The 16,709-nt window shown below is 63.3% G+C and carries 20 protein-coding genes; 9 read left to right on the plus strand and 11 right to left on the minus strand.

The window, feature by feature from the left end:
* Nucleotides 1-117: 117 nt before the first annotated feature.
* Genes fadD1 through MYCSP_RS09975 form a run of 3 tightly spaced genes read right to left on the minus strand, consistent with a single transcriptional unit; the run spans nt 118 to nt 3,927 of the window.
* Complete coding sequence (gene fadD1 / locus MYCSP_RS09965) at nt 118-1,701, minus strand: fatty-acid--CoA ligase FadD1 (RefSeq protein WP_088413708.1); 1,584 nt, start codon at nt 1,699-1,701, stop codon at nt 118-120.
* Nucleotides 1,694-2,608: an alpha/beta hydrolase gene (locus MYCSP_RS09970; protein ID WP_083018089.1), complete on the minus strand. Its 915-nt coding sequence runs from the start codon at nt 2,606-2,608 to the stop codon at nt 1,694-1,696. The genes fadD1 and MYCSP_RS09970 overlap by 8 nt, the downstream gene beginning before the upstream one ends.
* Nucleotides 2,605-3,927: a flavin-containing monooxygenase gene (locus MYCSP_RS09975; protein WP_083018090.1), complete on the minus strand. Its 1,323-nt coding sequence runs from the start codon at nt 3,925-3,927 to the stop codon at nt 2,605-2,607. Before MYCSP_RS09975 ends, MYCSP_RS09970 begins: the two co-directional genes overlap by 4 nt.
* Nucleotides 3,928-4,045: 118 nt before the next feature.
* Here MYCSP_RS09975 and MYCSP_RS09980 point away from each other — a divergent pair, with 118 nt between their 5' ends.
* From MYCSP_RS09980 to MYCSP_RS10005, 6 genes are read left to right on the plus strand one after another with little or no spacing between them, the layout of a single operon-like run.
* Nucleotides 4,046-4,675, plus strand: coding sequence for a TetR/AcrR family transcriptional regulator (locus MYCSP_RS09980; RefSeq protein WP_088413709.1), 630 nt, complete (start codon nt 4,046-4,048; stop codon nt 4,673-4,675).
* Nucleotides 4,676-4,697: 22 nt separating this feature from the next.
* Complete coding sequence (locus MYCSP_RS09985) at nt 4,698-6,488, plus strand: N-acyl-D-amino-acid deacylase family protein (protein ID WP_083018094.1); 1,791 nt, start codon at nt 4,698-4,700, stop codon at nt 6,486-6,488.
* A gap of 44 nt (nt 6,489-6,532) precedes the next feature.
* On the plus strand, nt 6,533-6,856 hold the full coding sequence (locus tag MYCSP_RS09990; RefSeq protein ID WP_025982481.1) for an ArsR/SmtB family transcription factor: 324 nt from the start codon (nt 6,533-6,535) through the stop codon (nt 6,854-6,856).
* Complete coding sequence (locus MYCSP_RS09995; RefSeq protein ID WP_083018096.1) at nt 6,856-7,524, plus strand: cation transporter; 669 nt, start codon at nt 6,856-6,858, stop codon at nt 7,522-7,524. The genes MYCSP_RS09990 and MYCSP_RS09995 overlap by 1 nt, the downstream gene beginning before the upstream one ends.
* A gap of 60 nt (nt 7,525-7,584) precedes the next feature.
* Nucleotides 7,585-7,959, plus strand: coding sequence for an ArsR/SmtB family transcription factor (locus MYCSP_RS10000; RefSeq protein ID WP_083018098.1), 375 nt, complete (start codon nt 7,585-7,587; stop codon nt 7,957-7,959).
* Nucleotides 7,956-8,963, plus strand: a complete 1,008-nt coding sequence (locus tag MYCSP_RS10005) for a cation diffusion facilitator family transporter (RefSeq protein WP_083018101.1) — start codon at nt 7,956-7,958, stop codon at nt 8,961-8,963. The genes MYCSP_RS10000 and MYCSP_RS10005 overlap by 4 nt, the downstream gene beginning before the upstream one ends.
* Here MYCSP_RS10005 and MYCSP_RS10010 read toward each other — a convergent pair.
* Both MYCSP_RS10010 and MYCSP_RS10015 read right to left on the minus strand, forming a co-directional pair.
* Nucleotides 8,938-10,197 (minus strand): APC family permease, encoded by a 1,260-nt coding sequence (locus tag MYCSP_RS10010; RefSeq protein ID WP_083018103.1) that lies wholly within the window; start codon nt 10,195-10,197, stop codon nt 8,938-8,940. The two genes, MYCSP_RS10005 and MYCSP_RS10010, sit on opposite strands and share 26 nt — an antisense overlap.
* Nucleotides 10,194-10,529 carry a YnfA family protein gene (locus MYCSP_RS10015; RefSeq protein ID WP_083018105.1) on the minus strand — a complete coding sequence of 112 codons (336 nt, stop codon included), beginning with the start codon at nt 10,527-10,529 and terminating at the stop codon, nt 10,194-10,196. The genes MYCSP_RS10010 and MYCSP_RS10015 overlap by 4 nt, the downstream gene beginning before the upstream one ends.
* A 94-nt stretch (nt 10,530-10,623) precedes the next feature.
* Here MYCSP_RS10015 and MYCSP_RS10020 point away from each other — a divergent pair, with 94 nt between their 5' ends.
* The gene (locus MYCSP_RS10020; protein ID WP_083018107.1) at nt 10,624-11,067 is read left to right on the plus strand and encodes a nuclear transport factor 2 family protein; all 444 of its coding nucleotides are present in this window, start codon (nt 10,624-10,626) and stop codon (nt 11,065-11,067) included.
* Nucleotides 11,068-11,070: 3 nt separating this feature from the next.
* Here MYCSP_RS10020 and MYCSP_RS10025 read toward each other — a convergent pair whose 3' ends face one another.
* The 3 genes from MYCSP_RS10025 to MYCSP_RS10035 are packed head-to-tail and all read right to left on the minus strand — an operon-like array spanning nt 11,071 to nt 12,612.
* Nucleotides 11,071-11,502 carry a PPOX class F420-dependent oxidoreductase gene (locus tag MYCSP_RS10025; protein WP_083018109.1) on the minus strand — a complete coding sequence of 144 codons (432 nt, stop codon included), beginning with the start codon at nt 11,500-11,502 and terminating at the stop codon, nt 11,071-11,073.
* A 37-nt stretch (nt 11,503-11,539) separates the two neighbouring features.
* Nucleotides 11,540-11,974, minus strand: coding sequence for a hypothetical protein (locus MYCSP_RS10030; RefSeq protein WP_070912677.1), 435 nt, complete (start codon nt 11,972-11,974; stop codon nt 11,540-11,542).
* 59 nt (nt 11,975-12,033) lie between these two features.
* Nucleotides 12,034-12,612: a TetR/AcrR family transcriptional regulator gene (locus tag MYCSP_RS10035; protein WP_083018141.1), complete on the minus strand. Its 579-nt coding sequence runs from the start codon at nt 12,610-12,612 to the stop codon at nt 12,034-12,036.
* Nucleotides 12,613-12,657: 45 nt separating this feature from the next.
* Here MYCSP_RS10035 and MYCSP_RS10040 point away from each other — a divergent pair, with 45 nt between their 5' ends.
* Nucleotides 12,658-13,512: a phytanoyl-CoA dioxygenase family protein gene (locus MYCSP_RS10040; protein WP_083018112.1), complete on the plus strand. Its 855-nt coding sequence runs from the start codon at nt 12,658-12,660 to the stop codon at nt 13,510-13,512.
* Here the strand turns inward: MYCSP_RS10040 and MYCSP_RS10045 are convergent.
* Nucleotides 13,509-14,273: a polysaccharide deacetylase family protein gene (locus tag MYCSP_RS10045; RefSeq protein ID WP_083018114.1), complete on the minus strand. Its 765-nt coding sequence runs from the start codon at nt 14,271-14,273 to the stop codon at nt 13,509-13,511. The genes MYCSP_RS10040 and MYCSP_RS10045 overlap by 4 nt on opposite strands.
* A gap of 70 nt (nt 14,274-14,343) precedes the next feature.
* On the opposite strand from MYCSP_RS10045, the gene MYCSP_RS10050 reads away from it, so the two are divergent.
* Entirely contained in the window at nt 14,344-15,114 is a 771-nt protein-coding gene (locus tag MYCSP_RS10050) for a DUF2127 domain-containing protein (protein ID WP_088413710.1), read from the plus strand.
* 7 nt (nt 15,115-15,121) lie between these two features.
* Here MYCSP_RS10050 and MYCSP_RS10055 read toward each other — a convergent pair whose 3' ends face one another.
* Nucleotides 15,122-15,661, minus strand: coding sequence for a hypothetical protein (locus tag MYCSP_RS10055; protein ID WP_088413711.1), 540 nt, complete (start codon nt 15,659-15,661; stop codon nt 15,122-15,124).
* Between the two features lie 84 nt (nt 15,662-15,745).
* Entirely contained in the window at nt 15,746-16,708 is a 963-nt protein-coding gene (locus MYCSP_RS10060) for a cytochrome c oxidase assembly protein (RefSeq protein ID WP_088413712.1), read from the minus strand.
* Between the last annotated feature and the right edge of the window lies 1 nt (nt 16,709).

Consider the following 16,709-nt stretch of genomic DNA (forward strand, 5'->3'; position numbering starts at 1 on the left):
ACAGTGACTTCCCAGGCATTCGGAAATGTGATGACTGCCATCCGATATGGCGATAAATGCCGGTGTGGCTCGACGACAGGGCCAAGGCCTCAATATTTAGTCAAGATTTGTGCAGATCTATTGAGATAGCGGATACATAGAGAAAAACTCGGCACCGCGCTCTTCTCGATGCCACAATTCGTCGGCGCCCACATCGAGGCCGTCGGAAATTAGCGTGCGTTTGACAATCTTATTGGTAGCGGTGGACGGCAGGCGCTGAGTCAACCGGACATACCGGGGCCAGCCGATCCGTGGTAGGTCCTGCTGCGCGGAAAGAAATTCTGTGAGCTCCAAATATGTCAAAGGTGCCCGCAGCACCAACGCCGCCGCCACCGCGTCATTACCCCGCGCGTCCCGGATGGCGTATACCGCCACCTGACTCACTGCGGGATGTCTCTGCAGGATTCGCTCGATGGGTGCCGCCGCCAGATTCTCGCCGTTGATCCGCATCCAGTCGGCTGTGCGCCCCGCCAGGTAGATCCAGCCGTTGGCGTCTCGGTAGGCGAGGTCTCCAGACCAGTACATGCCGTGGCGCATGCGCTCGCCGGTGGCGTCCTCGTCGTTGTAGTACCCGGAAAAGAACCCTGCTCCTTGGGTATTCACCAACTCGCCAACTGCCTCATGCGGATTGGACAGGATGCCGTGCGCGTCGAACCGCGCCACCGGACACTCGGTCAGAGTGTCGGGGTCGTACACCCCGACACCGGGAAACCCTTTACCGATTGACCCTGCCGGTGTTCCCGCTTCTCGGGTGATGATTACCGCGTTCTCGGTCGAGCCGAACCCGTCGTACACCATGACATCGAAGCGTCGCGAAAACTCGGCGATGTCGTGGTCGGAGGCTTCGTTGCCGAACGCCACCCGCAAGGGGTTCGATGCGTCGTCGGCTTGCTCCTCGGTGGCCAGTACATACGCCAACGGCTTACCCACGTAGTTCATATAGGTGGCGCCTACTTCTCGGATATCGGTCAGAAACCTCGAGGCGGAGAACTTGGCCGGGGCCAGTGTGGCGCCCGCGGCGACAGCGACGCCCCATCCTGCCAAGACGGCATTCGAATGGAACAGCGGCATCGAGACGTAGCAGACGTCGGCGGGGGAGAGTGAGAAGCGGTCGACCAGCGACTGCGCCGCGACGAGCACCATCGCGTGTGTCACCAGAACTGCTTTCGGGTCCCCGCTGGTGCCCGAGGTGAAGATCATCATGAACGGGTCAAGGGCTGTGGCGGTGCGATAGGGCCGCAGTTCACGAGCCGCATGCACCTGCGCATGCCACTGCGCACCGTCGACGTCTATCACCGTCACACCGGTCAGATTCAGGGTTTCGAGCAGGGAGCGGTGCTGATCGTCAACCAGCAGGATCTGCACATCCGCCTTGCGGATATCGCGTTCCAGTCCCTGATCGCGGCGGGTGTTGTTGATTGCGCACAAGATGTATCCACCCTGCGCTGCCGCGGCCATCGCGGTGGCCATCGCCGGCGTGTTGCCGAGAAGAGTCCCCACGTGCAACGGCCGGAGTGGATCCGCCAGCCGAATCAACGTTGCCGCCTGCCTGGCCGCCTCGGCCAGGTGTTCACGCCAGATCCAGGTCTGTCCTCGGTAGACGAGTGCGACGTTATCGTCGGTCGTGCGGGCGTTGACCAGTTGCTGAATGGTCTCAGCCATGGGCCGCTGCGGTCAGTGATGCTGCCTTCACACCCAGATGCCTTGTCAAAAAGCTGATTTGGTGGGATATCGCGGCATCGAAGTACTCCTGTCCCTGATACACGCCGAAGTGGTCACACGGATAGTGGCGCACTTCGGCGCGTGCCTTGAAGGCGGCTTTGGCCGCCGCATGCGGTGGTGCGGCACGATCGAAGTCGGCGATCTGCACGAGGGTGGGACAGCTGACCTCCGAGGCGTACCGAGTGGGGCGGTAGGAAGCGAGCTGGGTACCAACGGTCGCATCGATCTCATTGCGCCACGACGGACCCGCGATCGCGAGATGCGCCTCGTAGTAGCCCTCGCACGTCAATGCCGCCAGTTCGCCGGGGCGACCGACGATCGGGATCGTGTGCTGCTGACGGCCCACCCGGCTGCGGATACCGGTGAGCGCAGAACGCAGTAGGGTGCCGGCGCTGTGCTCGCCCATCGCCGAGCGCGCGGCGGCGACGCCATCCACCAGAGGAGTCACGGAGACGACGGCCGCCACGTCGTTACGCGAGCCGGCGACCGCTAATACATGCCCGCCGGCCAGGGAAACACCCCACAGCACGACTCGGGTGGGATCGACGCCCGGCAGGCGTGCGGCCGTGTTCACCGCGGCGTGGTAGTCGTCGATCTGATGGCTGAAGGAAACCTGTTGGCGGGGAAAGCCGTCCGAGGCGCCGAAGCCGCGGTAGTCGAATGCGAGCGCGTGCATGCCCACATCGGCCAGGCGCTCGGCGAATGGTTCCAGGCCCGAGTCCTTGGTGCCACCCACTCCGTGTGCCATCACCACCACGGGCGCCGTGTCGTCTGCGGTGTTGGCGCGGTACAGCCATGCATCGCAGTCGATCCCATGACTATTGAATCGGATGTTCTGTCGGTTCACGCGGCACCTCCCGCCCGCGCGAATCCGCGCGGGATCTCCTTGGTTCTCATGTCGTGCTCATAGAGGAAGTAGTCCAACTGCTGGGTATGCCGTGGGCGATCCAGCATGTGCCCGGTGTACTTCCGATGCTCTGCCGCGATCACCTCGTGCATCTCGCCGACCGAGGGCAGTCGATACTTGCCCGCCGCATATGCGCCGACCAGACGTGCCTGGCATTCGACGAACGGGAACAGGGACGGAACGGCCTGCGCGAGGCCGACGAAGATCAGGTCGTCGAGGCCGGGCTTGAACATCCGCTTGTACAGGTCGATCCGATTGTCCGGGGCGCTCAGGAATTCCGGATCGAAGAAGGGGAAGGTGATGTTGTACCCGGTCGCGAAGATGATCACATCGAAGTCGGCGGAGGTGCCGTCCTCGAAGTGCACTGTTTGACCGTCCATGTGGCTGACGTCGGGCTTGGGAGCGATGTCTCCCGAGCCCAGTCGCAAGGGGAGTTCCACCGACTGGGTGAAGTGTGCCTCGCCGAATTTGTGGTTCGGCACCGGCAGTCCCAATTGATCGGGGCGACCGGCCATGAGTGGTTGCATCATCTGAAAAAGCTTGCGTTGCCAGGACATCGGTATGTGCGGGCTGGTGCGGAAGTACTTGTCCGCGGGTTGACCGGCGATGTATTTGGGGACGATCCAGGCGCCCGAGCGGGTGGAGAGGGCCACTGTGTTCCCGGTGGCACGAGATGACAGTTCGACGGCGATGTCTGCCGCACTGTTGCCGAGGCCGACTACCAGGATCTTCTTGTCCATGAGATCGAGTGGGGTACGCGGATCGATGTAGTGGTGCGAATGCAACGTGGTGCCGCTGAAAGTGCCAGGGAAGTGCGGATATCTGGGGTCCCAATGATGCCCGTTGGCCACGACCAGAAGGTCGAAGAGTCGTCGTTCACCCGTCTGGGTCAGCAGTTCCCATCCGCCGTCGGGTAGCCGCTCCGCGTGGACGATGCCGTTCTGGAACTCGATGTTGCGCTTGAGGTCGAAGGCCGTCGCGTAATCCTCGAGATACTGCTTGATGAGTGTGTGGTGCGGAAAGTGTGGGTAGCTCTCGGGCATGGGGAAGTCCCGGAAGGAGAGCTGATGCCGCGAGGTGTCGATGTGCAGGGAACGGTAGGCGCTGCTGTTCCCGTTGGGATTGCCGAACGCCCAGTTTCCGCCGATCCGATCCGAGGTCTCGAAGCACGTGTGAGGAATACCGTAGTCGGACAACATTTTCGCGGATGTGAGTCCGCTGATGCCGGCGCCGATGATCGCGGTATTGGGTCGGGTCATGGCACTCCTCCGAATGCGGCCGCGGCGATGCGGTCGCTTGTGAACAGTTTTCAAGATCTGTACATCCGCAGTGTACACAGATCTTGAAATGTGTCTACACCTTGTTTACATTGAGAGCATGACCGCGGTGTTCGACGAAGCCTCGATACCTGATCCCGATGGCGATTCGGTGGCCGCACGGCTGCTGGATGCTACCGAAAAGCTGCTGGCCGACAAGGGTATTCGTGCAACCACGATGACCGACGTGGCCGAGGAGGCGGGCGTTTCCCGGTCCTGGTTGTATCGCCACTTCCCGGACAAGCAGACCCTGGTGGGTGCCACGATCATCCGCCTGATCGAGGTCAGCTGGGCGCAGTCGGCGGCCGAGCTCGCGGCCATCGAGGGGTTCGAGGAAAGGCTGGTGGCCGGCGTGAAGATCGGCCGCCGTGCCTATGACGATCCAGGCACCCTTCTCATGCGGATGCGGGTGCGCGAGCCGGAAGAGTTCATGGCTTGTGCCGGTGCGGGGGTTCAGGGATTGGTGCCTGATCTAGCCGGGTTCTGGAGACCCTACGTGGAGGCGGCCCGCGATGCCGGAGAGATTCACGCGCGCACCGATGTCGATGAGGCCAGCGAGTGGATCGCGCGCGTGATGATCAGTCTGGGCAGCGTCCCCGGGAACTGCGTCGACCCCGACGATCCGGTCTCGCTGGGGCGGCACTTCCGGCGTTATGTCCTGCCGGCGCTTCGCATTGCGCCCGTGAAATAGCAGCAATACAAGGAGGAACCAGATGGCTTCCCAGTTCGACACGGTGATACGAAACGGGCGATGGTTCGATGGAACGGGCGCTCGGTCCGCTGTTCGGAACATCGGTATCAAGGATGGTCATATCGCCGCGATCTCGGCGGAAACCCTTGAGGAAGCGAACTGTCCGAACGTCATCGACGCCACCGGAAAGTGGGTCCTGCCGGGCCTGGTCGACATTCATACGCATTACGACGTGGAAGTGCTGGCCGCTCCGGCGCTGTCGGAGTCGGTTCGTCACGGGGTGACGACCGTGCTGCTCGGCTCGTGCTCTTTGTCGGTTGTCCATGTCAACGGCGTCGATGCCGGCGACATCTTCGGCAGGGTGGAGGCCATACCGCGCGACCATGTGATCGGAGCCGTGGATCAGCACAAGACGTGGACCAACGCGCATGAATACGTCGCTGCGCTGGAATCGTTGCCGTTGGGGCCGAATATCGCCACCTTTCTGGGGCATTCGGATATGCGGGCGGCGGTGATGGGGCTAGATCGGGCAACCCGAAAAAACGAGCGGCCCACGCCCGGCGAGCAGGCGCAGATGGACCGGTGGCTGACAGAGGCGCTTGATGCCGGTTTCGTCGGGATGTCCTCACAGCAGTTGCTCTTCGACAAGCTTGACGGAGATATCTGTCGTTCCCGGACACTGCCCTCTACGTATGCCAGGTCGCGGGAGCTACGCAAGCTCAAATCGCAGCTACGCCAAAGGAATCGGGCACTGCAATCCGGTCCCGATATCGAGAATCCGTTCAACGTGCTCTCTCAAGCCGTTCAGTCGCTGGGCATCCTACGTAAACGATTGTCCACATCGCTGCTCTCGGCGGCGGATATCAAGGCCAACCCCTATGCGATCCGGGCGATGGGGCCGCTGGCTCGCGTGATCAACAAGTTGGGCGGAAACTTCCGCTGGCAACACCTGCCAGTGCCATTCGAGGTCTACGCGGACGGTATCGACTTGGTGATCTTCGAGGAGTTCGGCGCGGGGGCCGCTGCGCTGCATCTACGCAACGAGGTCGAGCGCAATGAGCTGCTGCGCGACGAGACGTACCGCCGCCGGTTCCGCAAGGAGTATGAGAGCAAGTTTGGCGTAAGGGTCTGGCACAGAGACTTTTTCGATGCCGAGATCGTCGCATGCCCGGAGGCCTCTGTCATCGGCAAATCATTTGGACAGGTCGGTGTGGATCGCGGTGGCCTACATCCAGTGGACGCGTTCCTCGATCTGGTTCTTGAACACGGCACCGCCATTCGTTGGCGGACCACCATTTCCAATCATCGCCCCGAGGTGCTCAAGCAGCTGGCGCGCGACCCCGGGATTCAGATCGGCTTCTCTGATGCGGGCGCTCATCTACGGAACATGGCCTTCTACAACTTCGGGCTGCGCCTGCTGCGTCATGTGCATGAGGCGCAGCGGGCGGGGCGGCCATTCATGACCGTCGAGCAGGCGGTGCACCGGCTCACCGGGGAGCTCGCGGACTGGTACCAGATCGATGCCGGTCATCTCCGGATCGGTGACCGCGCAGATCTTTTCGTGATCGATCCGGAGCGGCTCGACGGAACGCTGACCGAGTATGCCGAGCAGTCCGTTGCTGCGTATGGCGGACTGTCGCGGATGGTCAACCGCAACGACGCCACTGTCAGCACTGTGCTGATCGGTGGACAGGCCGTGGTGGTGGATGGGCGACCCGCCGACATTTTGGGCAAGCGGCGCACCGGGAGCTTCTTGCGGGCGGCGGAGAAGGTGCGCGCGGTGGCTAGGGGTCGAGTCTCCGTCGAGAATTAGTACATCTAGAAATGAATACAGAATAGCCTGTACTATCTGGGTTCATGGAGACCCTGGTTCATCGTGATGCCCTGACGAGATTCGGGTGCGCGTTGTCGGACCCGACCCGGGCGGCGATTCTGTTGAGCCTCAGATCGCGCCCGGGCTATCCCTCCGAGCTTGCCGAGGAGGTGGGGGTGTCGCGACAGATCACCTCGAATCACCTTGCATGTTTGCGTGGTTGCGGGTTGGTCGTCGGTATTCCGGAGGGGCGACGCACCCGGTACGAGCTGGCCGATGAGCGGATCGGCCACGCACTGGATGACTTGGTGGATTTGGTGCTGACGGTCGATCCGTCGTACTGCCCGGTGGACGAGGGCTGCTGCTGATGGTGCTCACCTCGCAGCGCCGGGACGTGCTGAATCGCCGGGTGCGTCTGTTCGTCGCCGCCACCATCACCTACAACGTGATCGAGGCCGTCGTGGCCCTCACCGAGGGCGCTCGGGTCTCGTCGACCGCGCTGATCGGCTTCGGTCTGGATTCTGTTATCGAAGTATCGTCGGCCGCGGCCGTCGCATGGCAGTTCAGTGCCAAGGACCCGGAGGCCAGGGAAAAGGCGGCGCTTCGTGTGATCGCGTTCTCCTTTTTTGCCTTGGCCGCATACGTGACGGTGGAATCGATCCGCGCGCTGGTCGGCTTTGGTGAGGCCAGACATTCGACGGTCGGGATCGTGCTGGCTGCGGCCAGTTTGGCGATCATGCCGGTGCTGTCCTGGGCGCAGCGACGCGCGGGCCGCGAGTTGGGGTCTGCCTCGGCGGTCGCCGATTCCAAGCAGACACTGCTGTGCACATATCTGTCGGCGGTACTACTGGCAGGCCTGCTGGTCAACACGTTGTTTGGATGGTCGTGGGCCGACCCGATCGCGGCCTTGGTGATCGCGGCAATCGCGGTGCGAGAGGGCATGAACGCCTGGAAGGGAGAATCCTGCTGCGGGCCAGGGCTTACCTCGGGCGTGGACGTCATCGGCGACGACGCGTGTGGGTGTTGCGAACACTGAACGTCTCAATGCTCTATTATCTGCGTATCAATGCAGATATGTAGTAGAGGAGCATCTGCGATGGGGCAGACGGACAAGTCGTCGTTGGGCGACGAGCAGGTCGGGTTGGTGGTCGAGGTATTCCGAATGCTGGCTGACGCCACGCGTGTTCGGGTGTTGTGGGCACTGACCGCTGGCGAACTGTCGGTCAACGAGTTGGCGGACCTCGTCGGCAAGCCGGCGCCCTCGGTGTCGCAACACTTGGCCAAGTTGCGAATGGCGCGGCTGGTCCGGACGCGTCGGGACGGCACCACCGTCTACTACAGCCTCGAGAACGAACATGTCGAGCAGCTGGTGACCGATGCGGTGTACAACGCCGAGCATGCGGGTCCGGGTATCCCGCCGCATCACCGTTCGGAAGCGGCCCTGCGCACCGTGAAAGGGGTTGGGCGATGAGTCATACCCGTAATGCGCCGGTGCATCATGACGACCACGACCACGAGCACCATCACCACCACCACGGGGGCGGTCTGCGGCGAATGCTTGCCGAGATCGTGTCCCCGCATAGCCATGACGCCGCAGACAGCATCGACGACGCGCTGAGCTCCAGTGCGGCAGGCACCCGGGCCGTCAAGACCAGCCTCGCGGCACTACTGGTGACAGCCGCGTTTCAAGTGGTCATCGTCGTGGTCTCGGGGTCGGTGGCGCTCGCGGCGGATACCATCCACAACTTCTCCGACGCGCTCACCGCGGTTCCGCTCTGGATTGCCTTTGCGCTCGGAACACGCGCTGCGACAAAGCGATACACATACGGATTCGGCCGCGCCGAGGATCTGGCCGGCTTGTTCGTGGTCTCGATGATCGCGTTGTCGGCGGTGGTCGCGGGCTACGAGGCGGTGATGCGCTTGATTCATCCCGTGCAGATCGGCCAGCTGGGCTGGGTGGCGGCGGCGGGTGTCGTCGGCTTCATCGGCAATGAACTTGTCGCCCTGTATCGGATCCGGGTGGGCCGCCGGATCGGTTCGGCGGCATTGGTTGCCGACGGCCTGCATGCGCGCACCGATGGATTCACCTCGCTGGCGGTTGTCCTCGGAGCGGTAGGTGTCGCGCTGGGATACCCGTTGGCAGACCCGATCATCGGATTGGTGATCACCGTGGCCATTCTCGCGATCCTGCGTACCGCGGTACGAGACGTGTTCCGGCGGTTGATGGACGGCGTAGATCCCACCCTGGTGGACGCCGCCGAAACAGCGCTGGCCGCTCAGCCCGGGGTGCGGACGGTACGCAGTGTCCGGTTGCGGTGGATTGGACATCGCCTGCATGCCGATGCCGAGCTGGACATCGATCCGGATGTCAGCCTCGTCGAGGCGCACCGCATCGCCCATGTCGCCGAACACGAACTCACCCATGCGGTTCCCAAGCTCGACACCGCCCTCATTCACGCCTATCCCGGCCACTGACGCGACGGGCCGCATAGACTCCGACGCCGAGGGCCAACACCGTGCTGCCGGCGGCCACCGACGACAGCGGTAACGCGAGAGCCACCACCACACACCCGATCAATCCCAGTGCCGGGACGATGCGGGGGGGACGTCCCTCGGCAGGGGATAGCGTCCACGCCGAGGCATTGGCCACCGCGTAGTACACGAGCACCGCGAAAGACGAGAAACCTATCGCCCCGCGCAGGTCAGCGATGGCCGCCAGAATCGAAACCACCAAACCGACAACAAGTTCAGCGCGGTACGGCACCCCATATCGGGAATGTACCGCGGCCAGGGCAGGGGGCAGGTGGCGGTCGCGAGCCATCGCGAAGGTCGTGCGGGATACGCCGAGGACGAGAGCCAGCAGCGAGCCCGTCGCCGCGACGACGGCGCCGATTCGTACCACCGGTTCCATCCACCGCACACCCGCGACGGTGACCGTATCCAGAAGAGGGGCTGCCGATGTGGCCAGCCGCGACGGACCCAGCGTTGTCAACACTGCCACGGCGACAACGGCATAGACGACCAGCGCGATGCTCAAGGCGATCGGGATGGCGCGTGGGATGGTGCGCGCCGGGTCACGCACCTCCTCGCCCAAGGTCGCGATGCGGGCGTAGCCGGCGAAGGCGAAGAACAGCAGACCGGAGGCTTGTAGCACGCCAGTGATCGACACCTCGGTGACGTCGAGGGCCGCAGCATCGATTCCGCCGGAGCCGAACGCCGTGACCACAATCGCGGCCAAGACCGCCAGCACGATCGCCACGACGAGGCGCGTCAGCCATGCCGATTTCTGAACGCCCACATAGTTGATCGCTGTCAGTGCCACCACGGCGGCCACCGCGACGGCGTGCGCATGCGCCGGCCATGCGTAGAAGCCCACCGTCAATGCCATGGCCGCGCAGGAAGCTGTCTTCCCGACCACGAACCCCCAGCCGGCGAGGTATCCCCAGAAGTCGCCGAGACGCTCGCGGCCATATACGTAGGTGCCGCCCGAGGCGGGATACACCGCAGCCAGCCGGGCCGAGGACGTCGCGTTGCAGTAGGCGATCACGGCGGCGAACGCCAGACCGAGCAGGAGGGCGGAACCGGCTGACTGAGCGGCGGGGGCGAGGGCCGCGAAGATGCCGGCGCCGATCATCGAGCCCAACCCGATCATGACGGCGTCGAAGGTACCCAATTCTCGTCGAAGCGAGCCGGGCTGATCGGCGCTCATGCGCTCCGGGGTGCGTACATGATGACCCCCACCCCGGCCAAGCAGATCAGTGCGCCGCTGATGTCCCAGCGATCGGGGCGAAAGCCGTCCAACGCCATTCCCCAGAGCAGCGATCCGGCCACGAATACTCCTCCGTACGCGGCCAGGATTCGGCCGAAGTGGGCGTCGGGTTGCAGGGTCGCGACGAACCCGTAGGCACCCAGGGCGATGACGCCGAATCCCACCCATGCCCACCCGCGATGCTCGCGTACCCCCTGCCAGACGAGCCAGGCACCACCGATTTCCAGGATCGCGGCCGCGGCGAACAAGATGATCGACTTTGCGACGGGCATGGGGTGAGCCTAATCGCCCAGATCGGGCCCGCGAGGTGCGCGCAGATCGTAGGATCTCGACTCGTCGAACTTCGGGGGAGGGGAAAACATGGGGATGCGATCTGCGTCGGTGGTCACCGGCATGTGGCTAGCGCTGTCGCAGCGAAACTGGGCGGCAGTTACCACGTTTCTGGCCGACGACTGCATCTATCTGGATATGCCGGTGGGGCCTACTGCAGCCGCGCGCGGACCGGGGAACATCGTGAAGCGACTGAAAATCGGGCTGGGGCCCTTGGCGGATTACGTCCACCATGACGGGCTGATCGTCGCGAACGGCGAGGACGTGATGTACGAGCACTCCGAGACATGGACCTGGAGTACGGGTGAAACCGCACTGTTGCGCTTCGCTTCTGTGCTCAAGGTGATCGACGGAAAGATCGCACTTTGGAAGGACTATTGGGACATGGGAGCGCTGACCAATTTCGCGCCACCATCGTGGATGAATGACCTGATGAACGCCGATATGAGCTGGATCTATGACGCGACTGGTGAGGTCTGAGCCTTAGCCCAATTTTTCGCCGTAAATCCGTTCGACGTTCAGCGCCATGAGTACGCGACGATCCGCCACCATGACCGATCGGTATTCATCCCAATCGGGGTGTTCTCCGGCCGCACCCCGGTAATAGTCGACGAGCGCGTCGACCTCTGGCCCGTTCGGATCTGATCCGGGGCCGGTGAGCGTTACGGCTCCCTCGGCAGTGGCCCAGGCCCGCCCGTCGGCACTGGTGACTTCCAATGCGGCGCGGGGGTCGCGGCGAAGGTTCACCGTCTTGGCCCGCCCGTCCGTCATCGAGACATAGATGACGGCCTTGTCCCGGTCGAAGAAGGGTGTGACGGGGGAGAGCTGTGGCACTCCGCTGGACTTGATGGTCGCCAGTACACCGATGCGGCTGCCGGCGATGAGCGCGTGCGGATCGAACTGATCAGTGGCCATGCCTGCACGAACTCCGTGCGTTGGACAGGTATTCCACCTAGACGACGGTCACCGTGCCGGTGCACCGGGCGAGGTTCTCGTCATTCCAGAAGAAGCCGGAACGGCCGCCGTATTCGGTGGTGATCTCGACCTGGCCGGGGCCGGTGACGACGTTGAACGTGGACGCTCCTGCAGTACCGCTGCCTTCGCCGTGTGCCTCACCGACGGCGCCCGTGGTGAGGTTGCGCCAATGAAAGTACGCCTGCTTAGGGCCGGCGAGCCCGTCCGTGGCATTCATGTTCACGGTGCCGGGAATCAGATCGCGTCGTTGATCGGCCTGACTCGCCTGCCAGGCGCTGACCCGCACATCGCCGTCAAAACAGAGGGCTACCTCGCCTGATGGTGCTGCCGCTGCCATCGGGCAGGTAAGCACGGCTGAGCCGGCAATGGTCAGGGCAAGGACGGCGCCTCGACCCAGAATTGATGAACGCATGCAGGGAGTATCGCTTATGTGCTCTCGGTCTGGCCTCGGTTTCCCGGGCTGTGCAGGTGCTAGATGGTTCCCAGTGCGGCGCCGATCAGGCGCCAGAGTCGCTGGGTGATCAGCTCGGGATCCGGCAGTGGTGAGAGCTGGAGCTGCTGTGCGATCCCATGACGGATGCCACCGATGATGAATGCGCCCGCACTATCCGGGTCGATGTCGATGGGCAGCTGACTCAGCTTCTGCCCGCGGCGGATGTTCTTGGCGGCGTTGTGGCTGATGCGTTGCAGGTATGTCGCCTCCAACTCGGCGAGCTGTGGGTCGAGGGCTGCGCGATTGAGCAAGATCGGTGCTAGTGGGTCGGCGACGTGATAGTCCACGAATCGTCGGGTGCGCTCTAGCTCGTGAACGTGCCAGTCGGTCTCCAGGTCCAGGTGCGCGTCGGCAATGGCATGGAGGAGGCCCTCGTAGAACTCGTCGTAAATCACCACGAGCAAGCCACTTTTGGACCCGAAGTGGTGATAGAGCGCGCCGGTGCTCAGGCCCGCCCGCCGCGTCAGTCCACCCAGATCCATGACGCCGCTGCCGCGGACGAGCTCGTCGCGTGCGGCGTCGAGCAGTTGTTGACGTCCTATCGGCGAGCGTGCCATCATGTGATTCTACAAAACATAATTACTTTATGTTTAGGAGGCGCGATGAGCGCGGAAGTTTCGTCATTGGTGAACCTCGCGGGTGATCTCGCGGGAACGTATCGCCGGACGGTCAGCAGTGGTGAGACCATCGACCCTGCTGTCGCAGAAGCGGATCTGGAGGCGTTGCGGCGCGACGGATACGTGATTCTGCCCGATCTGCTCACCGCGACCGAGCTTGCCGAGATACGGGAAGCTGTTGTGCCGCTGCTGGATCTGCATGGCCGGAACCGATTCGAGGGGCATACGACGCAGCGGGTGTACAGCGTGCTGAACAAGACGCGTGCCTGCGATCGGATCGCGGATCACCCTCGAGTGCTCGCCTTGTTGGATCGGCTGTTCATGCCCAACTATCTGCTGTCGATGCTGCAGGTCATCAACATTCTGCCGGGCGAGCGCGCGCAGATGCTGCATACCGACGACGGTTTCTATCCGCTCCCGCGACCCCGGGCGGCCCTTGGAGCGGCCACGATCTGGGCGATCGATGATTTCACCACCGATAACGGAGCCACCGATATTATTGCCCGCAGCCATCTTTGGGGAGATCGCGCGCCGCAGGACGATGAGCGTGCGCCTGTGGTGATGACAGCGGGATCGTGCGTGTTCTTTCTCGGCACGCTGTGGCACGGCGGCGGTGCGAACAGCTCCGACGCTGCGCGTCTGGCGCTGACGGCCCAATACTGCGAGCCCTGGTTGCGCCCGCAGGAGGCATTCACGCTGTCCATGACTCGCGATACCGTTCGCGCTGTGTCCGAGGACATTCGACGCATGCTGGGATATAGCATCCATCCGCCCTTCATCGGGCAGGTCGACGGCATGCATCCCAAGCGACTGCTCGAGCCGGACGCGCCGTCGATCTAGTGCTGGTAGACGTCGTTGAGCGTCACGGTTCGCAACTGCCGTTCGCCGATGACATCGAGTAGTTGGTGATAGACCGTGGTCACGGGCGGATGGTTGAGGTGCCCGATGACGATCGCCTGCGGATTGAAGTACTTGTGCGCCATGTCCACGATGTATTGCGGAGTGACCACGCCAGAGTCCGACAGTGATCCGTACCAGAGCACCGGAGGTCCATAGCCGAGGCCCTGCGCCACTGAATCGGTTGCGGCGTTGTGCTTTCCGTACGGAGGGCGGAAGAACGGCGTCGGGTTGACGCCGTAGGTGTTGGTCAAGAACCTGGTGTTGCGGGTGAGCTGGTCGGCGATCTGCTCGGCGGTCAATGTCGTCAGATCCGGGTGTGACCAGGTGTGATTGCCCAGTTGGATCTGCCCGCTGTCGACCAACGGCCGAAGCAGCGGAGCATTCTGCGTCCACCCCGCGTTCACACCATTGACGAAGTAGGTCAGGCGAATTCCGGTGTCACGAGCCAGCCGGGTGTAGGCGGCAATGACGTTCGTATCGGTACCGTCGTCAAGCGTCAAAGCAAGCAGCCGCTGGCCGTCGGTGCGAGCCGGCAGGGCGGTCAGAGTTCCACCTCCCGGCAGTGGGACACGCGTCAGCCCGCCTCCTGCGGCTCCGGTCGATGTGCCCGGGTCGGCTGCGGCAGAGGCGGATTCGACGACCGCTGCGCCCACTGCGGCAGCGCCTGCCAGCAGTGTCAGAAACCTGCGACGGTCGAACACAACGACAGGGTAGCGCCAGAACCTGGATATCCCGCGGCGTCGCTCGTGATGTCGGGCTACCGTTTCTCCCGTGATCAACTTTGCTCTGAGGTCGTGCGGTCTGCGGGGTCATGCCACATTCGACCCCGACGAACAGTCGTTGCGGGAGCGTCTACGCGTTGAGACCCCGGTGGGTGAGGCATGGCGGTGCTTGCGCTGCGAGACGTTCGTGGTCGGAGCGCCCCGCTATCGGGGCCCGGCCGACACCGCACCGGAGATCCCTCGTGGCCGCCTGCTGCGCGATCGGACCCTGATGCGAGTACTGGCCGTCGAGCGCGTGTTCCGTGGTCTGGTGTTCGTATTGCTCGCATTCGTGGTGGTGAAGGTGCGCGGGTCACGGGAGCATCTTCAGCAGGTCTTCGAGCAAGACATCCCGCTGATTCGTCCACTGGCCAATCAGGTCGGTTGGAATCCCGACAATTCCAAGATCATTCACCATATCGGCCAGGCGTTTTCGCTATCGTCCTCGACACTGATGTGGGTGGCGGTGGGCCTTGCCGCGTACGCCGCGATCGAGTTCATCGAAGCGATCGGGCTCTGGATGATGAAGCGCTGGGGCGAGTACTTCGCCGTCATCGCCACGAGCATCTTCCTGCCGCTGGAGATCTATGAGCTCTTTGAAAAACAAACTTTTCTGCGGGTTTTGGCGTTGTTGGTGAACATCGTGGCCGTGGTGTGGCTGCTGTGGAGCAAGCGTCTTTTCGGGCTCAACGGTGGAGGTAAGGCGTATGAGGAAGAGCATCGCGCCGAGAGTCTGCTGAGCGTCGAGCGTGCGGGACTGGCCGAAGAGCTGGATCGGTAGGCCGCGCTCAGCCCCGTAGGCCGTGGCTGGTCAGCCAGTCGTCGACGGTGATGGTGGTCGTCACCTCGTCCAGGTCCAGGACCAGTCGGGTCTGCCGGTTGATCATGTCCACCGCGCGCTCGCAGACCGCGGTGGACTCGCGCCGCACCGCGGCGTGGATTGCCTCGTTCAGGCCCGAAGGGAGTTCCGCGGAGTCCTGCACGAGGCGTTCTGCGGTGCGTGCGGCGGTGGCGGTGATTTCATGCAATGTGCGTCGAACATAGCCGCGGACCTTCTCCACATTGGTGATTCCGTGGGCCAGCGCCAGGTACTTCTGGCGAGAATCCGCTTCGGGCGCATGCTCTCGACCCATCCGATCGGCGGCTTCACGGATCCGGTCGGAATCGTCCACCGCTTCAAAGGCCAGATAGAAGCCCGCGACGGCGCGCCCAAGGGGCGTTGACGTATCGACGGCAGGGGAGGGCGGACGCGGGGGCCGCTGGGCAGGTGCAGACTCGGCGACCAGAGATTCAACGAGCGCCGGTAGTTCGCACCGCGGGACATCCATCCGTCTATACTGCCCGAAAAATAGACGGACTGTGCAGAAGTTCGCCGGGGAACATCCGGCGCGATGCGGCCGGTGACCATGACGTCAGCGTCGCTTAAATCGATCGTTCAGCTGCGGATCGTTCTCCCACCATAGCGTTGACGGAGCGTTGTCCTGCGCCGCTGCGTCGCCGGCCGAGTTCGTCGAGCTCCGGTCAATCCGGTCGAGCTCGGCGTCGATCTGCGCGGCATGGGCCTTGTCGTCGGCGGACAGTGCGCGCATGAGCAGCAGCAGGAACGGCAGTCCGAGGACATCACCCAGTATCCAGAGGATGCCCGCTCCGATGCTCTGGTCGGTGCGCGGGTCGGGCCCCCAGGAACGGTGCAGCGCGCGATAGTAGGTAGTGGCTATCAGTGGTCCCTGCCAGAGCGCCAGTCCTAAGACTCCGTCGCCGATGGTCTCGGCCACGGAGATGAATAGCGATATCAGCTGAGGGTATTTACGCGGCACGGGGTCCAGCTGAAGGCGCGCATAAAAGTACGCAAAACCGATGGACGTCAACAATATTCGCGTGACGGCATCGAGAGAGCCATGCGTGAGCGAGGCCGTGTACCAGGGCGTCAGATACAACAGCCACGGCGCGGCCAGCATGGCGATGGATGTCGTCAATGGATGGGTCAAGAACCTTGTGGCCGTTGACGATATTGTCCTGTCAAACCGTGCTTGCCCGTCCGGCCGCAGTGCGCTGCGCACGACGGTCAACGGCCGGCCAAGGGCGAAGAAGAACGGTGCGACCAGTAGTAGCAGGACGACCTGCAATGCCCGCACCCAGAACAGTACGTGTGCGTAGGCGCCGATCATGCTGACGGATGCCAATGCCCAGCACCCGATTCCGATGAAGAAACAACTCACCCACGTGGCACTGATCTCCACGTGGCGACGCCGCGCGTGCACCAGCGCCCAGCAGTACCCGATGCCCAGCACGGCGGTGAAAGTGGCAGTCGCGATATCGACATGCCAGGTCTGCCAGGCTGTCGCCCAGCTGAGCGGCTCGGTGGGGGAGAACATC

It is taken from the genome of Mycobacteroides saopaulense (genome assembly GCF_001456355.1).
GTDB classification, from domain to species: Bacteria; Actinomycetota; Actinomycetes; order Mycobacteriales; family Mycobacteriaceae; genus Mycobacterium; species Mycobacterium saopaulense.

Excerpts from the sequence above, each read along its gene's own strand:
- MYCSP_RS10000 (WP_083018098.1), top strand. The coding sequence starts at position 7,585 with ATGGGGCAGACGGACAAGTCGTCGTTGGGCGACGAGCAGGTCGGGTTG.
- MYCSP_RS10010 (WP_083018103.1), bottom strand. The coding sequence starts at position 10,197 with ATGAGCGCCGATCAGCCCGGCTCGCTTCGACGAGAATTGGGTACCTTC.
- MYCSP_RS09985 (WP_083018094.1), top strand. The coding sequence starts at position 4,698 with ATGGCTTCCCAGTTCGACACGGTGATACGAAACGGGCGATGGTTCGAT.
- MYCSP_RS10055 (WP_088413711.1), bottom strand. The coding sequence starts at position 15,661 with ATGGATGTCCCGCGGTGCGAACTACCGGCGCTCGTTGAATCTCTGGTC.
- MYCSP_RS10025 (WP_083018109.1), bottom strand. The coding sequence starts at position 11,502 with ATGGCCACTGATCAGTTCGATCCGCACGCGCTCATCGCCGGCAGCCGC.
- MYCSP_RS09975 (WP_083018090.1), bottom strand. The coding sequence starts at position 3,927 with ATGACCCGACCCAATACCGCGATCATCGGCGCCGGCATCAGCGGACTC.
- MYCSP_RS09995 (WP_083018096.1), top strand. The coding sequence starts at position 6,856 with ATGGTGCTCACCTCGCAGCGCCGGGACGTGCTGAATCGCCGGGTGCGT.
- MYCSP_RS10040 (WP_083018112.1), top strand. The coding sequence starts at position 12,658 with ATGAGCGCGGAAGTTTCGTCATTGGTGAACCTCGCGGGTGATCTCGCG.
- MYCSP_RS10035 (WP_083018141.1), bottom strand. The coding sequence starts at position 12,612 with ATGGCACGCTCGCCGATAGGACGTCAACAACTGCTCGACGCCGCACGC.
- MYCSP_RS09990 (WP_025982481.1), top strand. The coding sequence starts at position 6,533 with ATGGAGACCCTGGTTCATCGTGATGCCCTGACGAGATTCGGGTGCGCG.
- MYCSP_RS10020 (WP_083018107.1), top strand. The coding sequence starts at position 10,624 with ATGCGATCTGCGTCGGTGGTCACCGGCATGTGGCTAGCGCTGTCGCAG.
- MYCSP_RS10005 (WP_083018101.1), top strand. The coding sequence starts at position 7,956 with ATGAGTCATACCCGTAATGCGCCGGTGCATCATGACGACCACGACCAC.
- MYCSP_RS09980 (WP_088413709.1), top strand. The coding sequence starts at position 4,046 with ATGACCGCGGTGTTCGACGAAGCCTCGATACCTGATCCCGATGGCGAT.
- fadD1 (WP_088413708.1), bottom strand. The coding sequence starts at position 1,701 with ATGGCTGAGACCATTCAGCAACTGGTCAACGCCCGCACGACCGACGAT.
- MYCSP_RS10030 (WP_070912677.1), bottom strand. The coding sequence starts at position 11,974 with ATGCGTTCATCAATTCTGGGTCGAGGCGCCGTCCTTGCCCTGACCATT.
- MYCSP_RS10060 (WP_088413712.1), bottom strand. The coding sequence starts at position 16,708 with ATGTTCTCCCCCACCGAGCCGCTCAGCTGGGCGACAGCCTGGCAGACC.
- MYCSP_RS10015 (WP_083018105.1), bottom strand. The coding sequence starts at position 10,529 with ATGCCCGTCGCAAAGTCGATCATCTTGTTCGCCGCGGCCGCGATCCTG.